This window comes from Exiguobacterium sp. RIT452, assembly GCF_003598705.1.
GTDB classification, from domain to species: domain Bacteria; phylum Bacillota; class Bacilli; order Exiguobacteriales; family Exiguobacteriaceae; genus Exiguobacterium_A; species Exiguobacterium_A undae.
In genome coordinates, this window is the sequence record NZ_QXJB01000002.1 from 172,197 (window position 1) to 184,616 (window position 12,420).

A 12,420-nucleotide genomic window follows, 5' to 3' on the forward strand; every position below is an offset into this window, starting at 1 on the left:
GTGCGTAATTAACACCGTAGACTAATATAGCATAAAGATTAGCGCCGGGCAACCTTCGTTTTCTTAGAAAGTTTGGCAATCAAGGCGACCTCTCCCGCCCCCCGGTTCAAGGAACGGGCTAATTGATCCAGATCGGCCCCTTCCTCCAGCTGTTGTTTTACATCAAAGACCGGCTTTTCCGGAACAAGTTCGACTGGTTTTTCCTCTGTAAGAGGTGCTAGCCGTTCGTCTTCGTCCGCCGGTACAATCAATTCGATGTTTTGTCGAGGAGAAGAGACGGGCGCTTCCGTACCCGTCAATTCATTGACATGTTCCATAAATTGCAACAAGATTTCTTCCGTTTCTTGTTTTTGACGTTCTAGATTCGTAATCCGGTCCTTCAACATTGCCTGTTGTTTAAATAAAAGCAACAGACCATAACACATGAGTGCAGCAAGTAAAATATAAAAGAGTGTCATCATTAATCCTTTCACATCGCGACACGATCAGAAAGATACGCACTTCCTAACGCCTGTTTCAATTTCCGGAGCGCTTTCGAATGAATCTGCGAAATCCGGGAAGTCGACAGCCCCAACACTTCTCCGATTTCCGTTAATGTCAACTCTTCAAAATAAAAGAGCGACACGACATACTGTTCTTTTTCCGATAGTTGCTCGACTTCTTCCGCTAATTTCGAAATCAGTTCACGCATCAGTAACGTATCTTCCGGCGTCGCGGCATCGGGATCCAGGTAGGAGACCGACATTGCTTTTCCTTCATCCTGCAACGTCACAGCTTCGTCGATTGATAAGATGTTCGCGAAATAACTCTCTGCAAGCGCCGTCTTCACTTCTTCCGGACTCATCTCGACGATCGAAGACACTTCATCGATTGTCGGTGTCCGTTGGAGGCTCTGTTCTAAAATTTCAACCGCTGCTTCGACGCGTTTTGATTTTTCCCGTAACGAACGAGGTAACCAATCAATTTTCCGCAGTCCATCGAGAATAGCACCACGAATCCGAAAAGCGGCGTACGTGTCAAATTTATTGTTATGGTTTTGATCGAATTTCTGTAAGGCATCATACAGACCCATCATCCCGAGACTTTTTAACTCATCACGGTCAACACTTTTCGGAAGTGTCGCACTGAGACGTTGAACGTGGTATTGAACTAGAGGTTCATAATTCAGAAGTAACCGGTCAGCTACCGCTATATCACGCGTCGATAGCCATTGATCCCAAAGTTGTTGTAATTCCTCACGCATGACCATTCCTCCTCTAAATTTCCAGCGTTCCGACGTTCACTGTCCGAATCACGAGTCGGCCAGTAGTGGAGTGGAACTCGATCGTCCGACCGTTCGTTCCCCCGACGTCTTCCGCAACGAGTGGGACGTTTGCTTTTCGTAAAGCCAGTTTGACTGCCGCAATGTTTCGTTCACCGATCCGCATCGATTCATGTTCGTACTTGAATTGAAACATTTGGGCGCCGCCGGCAATCTTCGCCCGTAAGCGGATGGCACCGCTGTGTCTAAGACGACGCGCTAATTCCACGACCGCCGTATCGGCAAACTTACCGATTTCAAGTGCAACGTTCCGACTGATCGCGGAGTCTGGCAGCATGACGTGCGCCATACTGGAAAGTCCACGTTCTTGATCGTAAATGATGACACCGACACAAGAGCCTAAGCCAGCTGTTCGAAGAATGATCGGTTTTTGGCTGACGGCATATTCTGCTATTCCGATCCGAACGACTTCATCCATCGATGTCCACACCCAATCGTTCGAATACTGATGTGAACGCACCCTCTTCAGGTAATAACAGTAAATGACCATTCAAGTCATTCCCTGAACTGGATAAACGTGTATCGATGTATACTGCCATGTTACCAAATTTTGTCGACTCAAGTAAGGCTACTTCCAAAATTGCTCCGACCATATCAAAAGCAGATGCCGGGACCGTCACGTGGACCGATAGATTCAGCCAGTCGGAAATCGAGCGGGCATAGGCGCCGATCAAAATATTGCCGATTTCTTCCCATGCGGAAACCCCGAGCGCATGCTGATCCGAGAAAAATCGAAACGGCTGTTGAAGCAACTGGGCAACCAATTTTTCTGCATCTTCGAGCGGCATTAAAAATAATAAACAAGCCTTTATATCCCCCGAAAAGCGAAGGAGTGCACCAGCGGTATACGCCTCGGCTCCCCCCACTCGTTCGATGATCGTTGAAAAGCTTTTCAAATCTGCTGAAGGGACTTCGATTTCGACCGGTTGTCCAAGCAATGTCGATAAGGCCGTTGCCGCGTGCGCAGCTCCAATATTGCCGATTTCCCGAAAGACGTCTTGTTCCATCCGATTAAGCATGGACGATCTCTTCAAACAAACGATTTGGTTCAAGTAACGAAAACAATTGATTTTCCCCTTTAGCGATGGCAGTCAAGTAGTTGGACTCATCTTGCTTCTGATCCGTCAACGGTTCAATCCGAACATCGGTTGCTTCGACAACTTCGTTGGCTCGATCGACGATAAAGCCGGCATCGCCATGTTCAAGTGTCGCAATGATGATCCGTGTCTCTTCTGTTTCGTCAACCGTCTCAAAACCTAACCGTGTCCGTAAGTCAATGACCGGTGTCACGACACCGCGCAGATTGATGACACCCTTGACATAAGATGCCGCATTCGGGATACGTGTAATCGGGATGACCCGTTCAATCGAACGAACAGATTGGACATCAATTCCGTACGCATTTTCTTCTATTTGAAAGACAACCCATTTTTGTTCCATTCTTCATTCCCTCACTTTCGTAACAATGCATTACTGTCGATGATCAATGCCACTTGTCCGTCGCCAAGAATCGTCGCACCGGAAATCGCACGAATTCCTTCAAGATAACTTCCGAGCGGTTTCATGACAATCTCTTGTTGGCCAATCAATTCAGATACGATCAGACCGGCTAATTTTTCGCCGCTTCTTACGACGACAACGGAGTAGGCTTCTGCATCTGCTTGCGGCAATCCATACACTTGATTCAATGAAATCAATGGAACGAGTTGACCACGGAAATCAAAGACTTTCTCACGATGCGCTTGTAAAATCGCCTCTTGTTTGAGCGAAGTCGTCTCAATGATGGCCGTTAACGGAATGGCATATGTTTCTTGTCCCAATTTGACTAACATCGCGGAAATGATGGATAACGTCAGCGGCAGACTGATTCTAAAGATGGTGCCTGCTCCACGTTTCGTTTCGACGAACACTTCACCGCCAAGCGATTCGATCTTCGATTTGACGACATCCAGCCCGACACCGCGTCCTGACAGATCGGTCACTGTTTCTGCTGTCGAGAAACCCGGGGCAAACAATAACATTGATGCTTCTTCCGGCGTTAACAACGCTGCTTCTTCGTCCGTTACTAATCCTTTTTCAAGCGCGATTTGTGTGACACGCTCGTGGTTGATTCCCGCTCCGTCATCTTCAATCTCGATAAATACACGGTTCCCGGAGTGATACGCCCGCAACGACAGATTTCCTTCCACCGGTTTTCCGGCTAAAATCCGGTCGGCTTTACTCTCGATTCCGTGGTCGACTGCATTACGAATCAAATGAACGAGGGGATCGCCAATCTCGTCAATGACCGTCCGATCAAGCTCGGTCTCCGCCCCCGTAATATGAAGTTTGATGTTTTTCCCGACATCTTTTGAAACGGAGCGCACCATCCGCGGAAAACGGTTAAATACTTGTTCGATCGGCATCATCCGCAACGTCAGGACAAGCGATTGTAATTCGTTTGTGCCCCGTTTAATCCGTTCGACGGTCTCCGTCAAATCAGACGAGCCGGCCTCCGCCGCAATCCGCTCCAAACGTCCGCGGTCGATGATGAATTCTTCAAATAAGTTCATCAATCGGTCGATCCGCTCTAAATTGACTCGAATCGTCTTCGCTGCAACCGGTGCCTGGACTTCCGTCGCTTCCGTCGCTTCAACTGCCTTAACGGTCGCCGCCTCATTTGTCGTTGGGACAAGCAATGTTTCCGTTGCCGCGACCGCTTCAATCGGCGCTTCAAACGGTTGGATCGTTACATGCGCTACTTCCGAGACCGATTTGATACCTTCTTGGATTTCTTGTTCCGACTTCATCGTGACAAACAGAACATCAAAACTGGTTTCAAATTGTTCTTGTTCGAGTTCGTCAGATGTCGGGTTCGATAAAATGACATCCCCGAGGCTCTGCAGACGGTCAAACACCATGTACACACGTGCTGCCTTCAAAATCACGTCCGCTGACAACTCAACGGTAATCACGTAGGCGTGATAACCGGACGCCATCGATTGACGGACAACCGATTCGGAATAGACATCACACTCAAAATTTTTCAAGACCGGGATGAGTGTCTCAGCTTCAGACACTTCTGTTTCTGAATCCGTTTGAATGAATTTTTTAAGACGGACGACGGTCGCCGCCACATCCAATTTTCCTGTTCCGCCTTGACTGATATCTTCCACCATCGTCTCGAGCTGTTCCGCCGCGACGAACAAGACATCAATCAATTCCGGTGTCGCCGGTTGCGTTTTCGAGCGCACTAAATCCAGAGCACTTTCCATTTCATGCGTCAAATCCGCAATCGCATCATACCCCATCGTGCCCGCCATGCCTTTTAACGTATGGGCAGAACGGAAAATCTGATCGATGACGGCTTCGTCATCGAGACGTTGTTCAAAAATCAACAGACTTGAGTTGATTGCTTGTAAATGTTCGACTGACTCATCGAGAAACAAGCCTAAATATTCATTTAAATCCATGGATCATATCCTCCTTCGTGATTAGCGCACCCGATTATGTCGTTTTTTCAAACGATTCAATAACCGATCTAAAAATTTTTGTTCCTGTACTTGAATGCCAGTAAGGGCAGTCGTAATATGGTCGAGCCGCCAGCTGACGTCACTCGTCCGGTCAAACAAATAAAACGGACGCTGAGCTTTGACTGCTTTCATGACGGTTGGATCATCTGGTAAAAATCCAATGAATCGTAAGGATTTATCTAAGAAATTTTGACTTACTTGATGAAGACGATCAAACGTCTCCAGTGCTTCTTGTCCGTTCGTCGCCCGGTTGACGACGACGGCAACCGGAAGTTCATTAGCGTGATGATGCGCAAGTTTAACGAACGCATATCCGTCCATGATCGACGTCGGTTCCGGCGTAACGACCAACCATGCTTCATCCGCACTGCTGATAAAATCAAACGTTTGATGTGTTGCGCCCGCTCCTAAGTCAAGTAACACGAAGTCATAGTCGTAAAAAAACCGAAACTCGCTCATCATGAACTCAACATCATGGTCGGTCAGATCCATCAATTCCGTGAAGCCGCTTCCCCCATGAATGAAATGTAATTCCGGTGTCGCCTCGACGACGGCTTGAGTCAAGGATGTCCGCTCTTTGACGCAGTCCATTAAGGAAGTTTTAGAAGACTTTCCAAGTAACACTCCGACGTTCGCCATCCCGATATCTAAATCAATGATCAATACTTTTTTTGCTTGTAACGATAACGCAACCCCGAGATTCACTGCGACGTTCGTTTTGCCTACGCCGCCTTTGCCACTGACAATGGCGATTGTTTTCGTTTGTCGCACCGAAACTTTAGACCGCAAAGCGCGGGCCTGATCTTCTCGCATCATCTTAACCCTCTTTCTACAATCATTCGGGAAATTTCTGCACTTGTCGGCCAGATGATGTCTTCAGGCACTTCTTGACCTGTCGTCAGACAAAACACAGGAATCCGCGTTTGCATCGCCAAACCGTAAATCGACCATAATTCCGTCGTTTCATCGGCCTTGGTAAAAATAAATCCAGCAAGCGGTACTTGGTCAAACCGTTGTTGAATTTGTTCCAAGTCACGATATTTTGACGTTAAACTGAGAACAAGAAACACGTCCGTATCCGAAAAATCATGCCGCTTTTTCAACTGTTCGACGTAACCTGCATCGAGGAAATTGCGTCCTGCTGTATCAATCAAGATGACATCACAATCGGATAAGTCGGCTTTCGCCTGTTCAAATTCCTGTAAGTCATAGGCGACACGCAACGGAATATCAATGATATCCGCATAGGTACGCAACTGTTCGATGGCTGAAATCCGGTATGTATCTGTCGTAATTAACCCTACCGTTTGTTGTTTCGTCAAACGATAGTAGGCAGCCAGTTTGGCAAGTGTCGTCGTTTTCCCGACCCCCGTCGGACCTGTCACCATGATGAACCGCGCATTCGCCTGTGTGACGCGAATGTCTTGTTCAATCGTATCAAGCAAACCGTGTTCCACTTGTGTCACGTCATTCGTCTTGTAATATGTCGACACCATCATATCGTAGAGTTCTTCTGCTCGTTGCTGAAGAGCCGGCTCCGCTAACAGGGCTTCATATGCCCGGAGAGCATCCGGCATCCGGCGTGAGGCGAAAGACACGATTTTCGGAATGACCGGTTGCGTCTCTCGGTCGTTTCGGACAGGCAACTTGACTGGTGGAACATCTGGCACCTGTTTTTTAGAAATCGGTGCTTGAACCGGATGTTCTTCGATCGACGCGACCAACTCAACTTTTTTTTGAGCGAACAGCCCAAACCATCCGCCTACTTTAATCTGTCGTGTATTTAAGATAATCGCGTCTTCGCCCATATCTTTCTTGACCAGTTCCATCGCTTCACTGACAGAATTCGCAATAACTCGTTTAACCATCATCTGTTAGATCACCCCAATACTCTTGACTTCGATCGTCGGAATTAACTCGTTGTAAGACAGAACAGGAACATCAGGGAAATAACGTTCTGTCAATTGACGAACGAACATCCGGATACTTGGAGACGCTAAGATGATCGGTTGAGCCCCGTACCGCTCAAATTCCGTCGTCAGTTCGTTAAGCGATTCGATGAAGCGGGTCGCTCGATCCGGATCAAGTGCTAAATAATTGCCAAACTCGGTTTTTTGAATCGCCGATTGAATGTCCAGTTCCATCTCACTTGATACGGTAACGACATGAAGAATCTCACCTTGCAACACTTGTTCCGTGATCTGTCGTGCCAACGCTTGCCGGACGTATTCTGCTAGCAGGTCACTGTCTTTTGTCACAGTGGCATAGTCGGCTAACGTTTCAAAAATCAACGGCAGGTTTCGGATCGAAATTTTTTCTTTTAACAACTGAACGAAGACTTTCTGTAACTCCCCAATCGATAACAACTGTGGCGTCACTTCGTCGACTAAGATTGGATGAGACTCTTTCAGATGATCAACCAGCTGCTTCGTCTCTTCTCGTCCCAATAAATCAGCGGCATGTTTCTTTAACAACTCCGTTAAATGTGTCGCTACGACGGATGGTGGATCAACGACCGTATAACCGGACATCTCGGCCCGACTTCTTGTCCGTTCATCAATCCAGAGAGCCGGCATGCCAAATGCCGGTTCAACCGTTTCGATCCCTTGGATCTCCGGATCATCGACACCGGGGCTCATCGCTAAGTAATGGTCGAGCAACAATTCACCTGTCGCCATCTCGCTACCTCGAATCTTAATCCGGTAATGATTTGGAGGCAGTTGCAGATGATCACGAATCCGAACCGTCGGCAACACAAACCCAAGTTCAAGCGCCAATTGCCGTCGGATCATGACGACCCGGTCCAACAAGTCACCGCCCTGTGCTTCATCCGCGAGCGGGATCAGCCCATATCCAAATTCGAATTCGATCGTATCGACATTCAAAAGGGAGATGACTGATTCACTTGACCGCAGATTTTCTGCAGGTGCTTCTTCGACGGCGACCTCTTCTTTCGTCGTTTTCGATGTCCGGGTCAACTGCCAGGCGAAGAAACCGGCTGCAGCTGCAACGGGAATCGTCACGTAATCCGGAATGGCTGTGAATAACCCTAACAAGAAGATTGCGCCGGCACCGATCATGACAAGCAATGGTGTCCGCGAAAGCTGTCCGACGATGTCTTCTCCTAAATTTCCGTCAGAAGTTGAACGGGTGACGATGATACCCGTCGCGACAGAAATCAACAGTGCCGGAATTTGACTGACAAGTCCGTCTCCGACCGTCAATAGTGTGTACAATTCGATTGACTCCGTCATCGGGAGTCCTTGTTGCACTACCCCGATGATCATTCCGAAAATCAAGTTGATGATGACGATGATGATTCCGGCGATTGCGTCTCCTTTGACGAACTTCGAAGCTCCATCCATCGCTCCGTAAAAATCAGCTTCCGATTGAATTTTTTGACGTCGTGTCCGTGCTTGCAGCTCGTCGATCATCCCGGAATTCAAATCAGCATCAATCGCCATCTGTTTCCCTGGCATTGCATCTAACGTAAAACGTGCCGAAACTTCCGATACACGCTCCGATCCCTTTGTGATGACCAGAAACTGAATCAAGACAAGAATCAAGAAGACGACGAATCCGACAAGGGCGTTTCCTCCGACGACGAAACTACCAAACGCTTCAATGACTTCCCCGCCGTTCCCGTTCGAGAGAATCGCACGGGTCGTCGACACGTTCAGCGCCAACCGGAATAAGGTCACAATCAATAGCAAGGTCGGGAAAACCGAGAACTCCAATGCTTCCTTGGCGTTCATCGCGACAAGTAAGACCATCAATGCGATTAAAATATTAATGATGATTAAGAAATCGAGTAAAAATCCTGGCAGTGGAATGACGAGCATGAAGACAATCATAATGACGCCTAGCAGGACGGTTAAATCTCGTGTTGAAATGGTCATGATGCTTCATCCTTTCATTTCGCTTGTTTCATTTGATAGACAAAGGCAAGTGTTTCAGCGAGTGCCTGATAAAATGATTCATCCACTGCCATTCCTATTTCTGATTTTGCGAATAATGCTCGTGCGAGCGGTCTGTTTTCAATAATGGGAATCTCAGCGGCTGTCGCCTTCTCCCGAATTCGGAATGCGACAGCATCCACTCCCTTGGCAACGACGATCGGTGCTGCATGTTTGCCGTCATCATATTGAATCGCCACCGCATAATGGGTCGGATTCGTAATGACAACATCGGCATTCGGTATTTCTTGCATCATCCGCCGCATCGCCATTTCACGTTGTTGCTGTTTGATTTTTCCTTTAATCTGCGGATCACCTTCTGTATTTTTATGCTCGTCTTTTAAATCTTGTTTACTCATCCGGATCGATTTTTCAAAATCGAACTTTTGATAGGCAAAATCAAGAATCGCCAACGCAATCAATGCAATACTGACCGATATACCGAGTAAAAAAGTTAAGTGACCCACAATTGCCAAGGCGTCTCCAATCGGTTCCGATGTCAGTCGTGAAATTTCGACCTTGTTGTTCCATAAGACGGTTCCGCTGGTCACACCAATGACAAGGAGTTTAAAAACTGATTTTAAAAATTCAATGAATGCTTTCATACTGACGATCCGTTTTACACCTTGCAACGGATTGATCCGATCCAGTTTCGGTTGAATTGATTCCGCACTGAGCAGGGCACCGATTTGCACGAAATTTCCTAAAATTCCGATTACGACGGCGGTCAAGAAGAACGGTGCGACAAGAATCGCCATCTGAACCAACATCTCAATCATGATTTCCTGGATCCGACCCTCTTCGACTGCGACCAATACCGTTTGGGCACTTAATCCATCTTCCAGCACCATGACGAATCGTTTCCCTAAAAACGGACCAAAGAAAAACAGCACTAAAAACATTGCAAATAACATCAGACTGCTCGTCAAATCGGCTGATTTTGCTACCTGACCTTTTTTACGAGAGTCATCCCGTTTTCGCGGGGAAGCTTTTTCTGTCTTTTCGCCTGCAAAATACTGAAGGTCGAGAGTTAATTTATACGTCTTCATCTCAACCTCCCAGTAATTGAATCGCGTCCGACAATAATTCTTGTAACAGCGGGATGAATCGAGAAATCCCGGTAATCATCGCGCCGGCCAGTAAAAACAAAATGGCGTAACCCATCAGTAGTTTAACGGAGAAACCAATCGCAAAGATGTTGAACTGGGGCGCTGTTTTGGCTAAAAATCCAAGTGCCAAATCGACCAGAAACAAGGAGACGACTAACGGCATAGCCATTTGTAACGCCGTCAACATCGCAAGACCGATGATGCGGACGACTAAACTCATGCCCGCTTCGCCGGAAACCTGGATCGCACTGCCAGGCGGAAAAATTTGAAAGCTCGTATAAACACCGTCCAGTAAAATCAAATGCATATCGGACGCGAGCAGCACGAGGAGTGTCATCATGTAATAAAATCGACCGACAATCGGTGATTGTCCTCCAAACATCGGATCATACGCCGAGGCCATCGCAAGACCCATCTGTAAATCAATGATGGATCCGGCAATTTGTGGTGCATAGAGCAAGAAACTGGCGAGTAAACCGAGCGCCAGTCCGATGATGACTTCTGTGCCCATCCGGAAAAAGAAATCGATGTCATCCACTTGGACATTCGTCTTGACCGCATAACTCGCAAAATAAGCGAGTCCGGCGGCAATCGCCAATTTATGCTGAGCCGGTAACTGTTTGGATGAAAACAACGGGGCTGCGACAAGAAAACCGACGAGTCGACCAAAAACGAGTAAAAACACACTCACAAAGGACAATAACGTCATTTTCGTGAAACCTCGGCAATCTGTTTGAAAATTTCAATCGTAAACGTTTTTAACTCTTCCATGATCCACGGTCCAAAAAAGACAAGCGCTAAGAAGACGGCAACGATTTTTGGAACAAACGATAACGTCTGTTCTTGAATTTGAGTCGTCGCTTGCAGAATACTGACGAGAAGACCCACGACGAGTGAGACGAGCAAGAGCGGTGCCGACACCTTAAGCAACGTCCAAACCGCTGAACTTGCCAACTGAATAATCATTTCCTGCGTCATGTCGTCCCCCCTATCGCATGCTGACCAGCAGAGACTCGACAATCAAATGCCAACCATCTACTAAAATGAACAGTAATAATTTAAACGGTAAAGCAATCATGACAGGCGGTAACATCATCATCCCCATCGACATCAAGACGCTCGAAACGACCATGTCGATGACTAAAAACGGAATGAAGATCATAAAGCCGATTTGGAAAGCCGTCTTCAATTCACTGATCGCATAGGCTGGTACCAACGCGACGAGCGGGATATCCTCGACCTTTTCCGGTTTCTCATAATTGCCGTATTTCAAAAATAATTCCAAATCATTGGTTCGTGTATATTGCGACATAAAACGTTTCATTGTCCCGCCGGCCTGTTCAAAGGCTTCGTCCTGACTGATTTTGTCATCCATATACGGTTGTAGTGCCGTCGTGTTCAATTCCGTCAAAACGGGTGCCATGACGAACAGCGTGATGAACAAGGCCAGTCCAACCAGCAGTTGGTTGGGAGGTGTCTGTTGCGTCCCGAGTGCCGAACGGACAAAGGACAAGACAACGATGACACGGGTGAAACACGTCATCAAAATCAACAAAGAGGGAGCAAGCGATAACAATGTAAGTAAGACTAACAGTTTGATGGACGTCGCTGTATCCGACGGTGTATCAAGCGAAATCAGATTTTCAATCGTCGTCATGACTGCCCTCGATTCTTCTGGAACTGCTCCAGCTGTTGCTTAAACGATTCCAGAAAGGGAGACGCAGACGACGGGTGTGGGCTATCCGGAAGATCTGCAGACGATGTCCACTCCTCATCGTCTTCAATCGTATCGAGCAATTCCACATTCTGTCCGACACCGACCACATAGATCTTCCCGTGAACCTTTACAAGTTGAACGGATCGATCTTTACCGAGCGGTACACCTCCGAGATGCGAAAGACGGCTCGAATGACGGACTCCCTTTGTCCGTTCATTGATGAAACGGACGGCAAGTAAAAACCCGCCAATTAAGACTACGAGGGCCACGACGACTTTTACGACCGTGACCACCGTCGATGACCCGTCGACCTGTTGTGTTGTAGGTTCATTATTCTTAGATGGATTCAAATTCTCTTCTACTGTTTCTGCACCCGCATGGTTAGTCAGCAATAACAGGAGAAGACAGGTCAAACAGGCCAATCTTCTCATGACGAAACAGTTTTCGAAACAGCTTCGAGTACCCGATCCGCTTGGAACGGTTTGACGATGAAATCTTTTGCCCCTGCTTGAATCGCGTCAATTACCATCGATTGTTGTCCCATCGCAGAACACATAATGACTTTCGCAGCCGGGTTAAAGGCTTTAATTTCTTTCAAGGCAGAAATCCCGTCCATTTCAGGCATTGTGATATCCAGTGTAACGAGATCCGGAGACAACTCTTTGTATTTCGAAACAGCCTCACGACCGTTTTCCGCTTCCCCAACGACGTCGTATCCATTTTTCGATAAAATTTCCTTAATCATCATTCGCATGAAAGCTGCGTCATCTACGATCAAAACTTTTGCACTCATCCTATTTCCTCC

General features: G+C 47.3%; 15 protein-coding genes. All 15 read right to left on the reverse strand.

The features are described from left to right. Positions 1–38: 38 nt before the first annotated feature. Positions 39–458, reverse strand: coding sequence for a hypothetical protein (locus D3D03_RS06365; protein ID WP_147367720.1), 420 nt, complete (start codon positions 456–458; stop codon positions 39–41). An 11-nt stretch (positions 459–469) separates the two neighbouring features. Further along, positions 470–1,243: a FliA/WhiG family RNA polymerase sigma factor gene (locus tag D3D03_RS06370; protein ID WP_026832654.1), complete on the reverse strand. Its 774-nt coding sequence runs from the start codon at positions 1,241–1,243 to the stop codon at positions 470–472. Between the two features lie 13 nt (positions 1,244–1,256). Further along, on the reverse strand, positions 1,257–1,739 hold the full coding sequence (locus D3D03_RS06375; protein ID WP_026832653.1) for a chemotaxis protein CheD: 483 nt from the start codon (positions 1,737–1,739) through the stop codon (positions 1,257–1,259). Then, on the reverse strand, positions 1,732–2,340 hold the full coding sequence (locus tag D3D03_RS06380; protein WP_119923178.1) for a chemotaxis protein CheC: 609 nt from the start codon (positions 2,338–2,340) through the stop codon (positions 1,732–1,734). Before D3D03_RS06380 ends, D3D03_RS06375 begins: the two co-directional genes overlap by 8 nt. Continuing rightward, positions 2,333–2,761: a chemotaxis protein CheW gene (locus D3D03_RS06385; protein WP_119923179.1), complete on the reverse strand. Its 429-nt coding sequence runs from the start codon at positions 2,759–2,761 to the stop codon at positions 2,333–2,335. Before D3D03_RS06385 ends, D3D03_RS06380 begins: the two co-directional genes overlap by 8 nt. 11 nt (positions 2,762–2,772) lie before the next feature. After that, positions 2,773–4,773 carry a chemotaxis protein CheA gene (locus D3D03_RS06390; RefSeq protein WP_119923180.1) on the reverse strand — a complete coding sequence of 667 codons (2,001 nt, stop codon included), beginning with the start codon at positions 4,771–4,773 and terminating at the stop codon, positions 2,773–2,775. Positions 4,774–4,794: 21 nt separating this feature from the next. Beyond that, positions 4,795–5,649 (reverse strand): MinD/ParA family protein, encoded by an 855-nt coding sequence (locus tag D3D03_RS06395; protein ID WP_026832649.1) that lies wholly within the window; start codon positions 5,647–5,649, stop codon positions 4,795–4,797. Beyond that, the gene (locus D3D03_RS06400; protein WP_119923181.1) at positions 5,646–6,704 is read right to left on the reverse strand and encodes a flagellar biosynthesis protein FlhF; all 1,059 of its coding nucleotides are present in this window, start codon (positions 6,702–6,704) and stop codon (positions 5,646–5,648) included. The genes D3D03_RS06395 and D3D03_RS06400 overlap by 4 nt, the downstream gene beginning before the upstream one ends. Before the next feature lie 3 nt (positions 6,705–6,707). Then, on the reverse strand, positions 6,708–8,732 hold the full coding sequence (flhA, locus tag D3D03_RS06405; protein WP_119923182.1) for a flagellar biosynthesis protein FlhA: 2,025 nt from the start codon (positions 8,730–8,732) through the stop codon (positions 6,708–6,710). Positions 8,733–8,746: 14 nt separating this feature from the next. Further along, positions 8,747–9,838: a flagellar biosynthesis protein FlhB gene (gene flhB / locus D3D03_RS06410; RefSeq protein WP_026832646.1), complete on the reverse strand. Its 1,092-nt coding sequence runs from the start codon at positions 9,836–9,838 to the stop codon at positions 8,747–8,749. 1 nt (position 9,839) lies between these two features. After that, positions 9,840–10,607, reverse strand: a complete 768-nt coding sequence (fliR, locus tag D3D03_RS06415) for a flagellar biosynthetic protein FliR (protein WP_026832645.1) — start codon at positions 10,605–10,607, stop codon at positions 9,840–9,842. Further along, the gene (fliQ, locus tag D3D03_RS06420; protein ID WP_012370733.1) at positions 10,604–10,876 is read right to left on the reverse strand and encodes a flagellar biosynthesis protein FliQ; all 273 of its coding nucleotides are present in this window, start codon (positions 10,874–10,876) and stop codon (positions 10,604–10,606) included. The genes fliR and fliQ overlap by 4 nt, the downstream gene beginning before the upstream one ends. A 10-nt stretch (positions 10,877–10,886) precedes the next feature. Beyond that, a complete protein-coding gene (gene fliP / locus D3D03_RS06425; protein ID WP_026832644.1) occupies positions 10,887–11,555 on the reverse strand; it encodes a flagellar type III secretion system pore protein FliP in 669 nt (222 codons plus the stop codon). Continuing rightward, entirely contained in the window at positions 11,552–11,965 is a 414-nt protein-coding gene (locus D3D03_RS06430; protein ID WP_233550663.1) for a flagellar biosynthetic protein FliO, read from the reverse strand. Before D3D03_RS06430 ends, fliP begins: the two co-directional genes overlap by 4 nt. A 77-nt stretch (positions 11,966–12,042) precedes the next feature. Beyond that, the gene (locus tag D3D03_RS06435; RefSeq protein WP_026832642.1) at positions 12,043–12,408 is read right to left on the reverse strand and encodes a response regulator; all 366 of its coding nucleotides are present in this window, start codon (positions 12,406–12,408) and stop codon (positions 12,043–12,045) included. Positions 12,409–12,420: the final 12 nt, after the last annotated feature.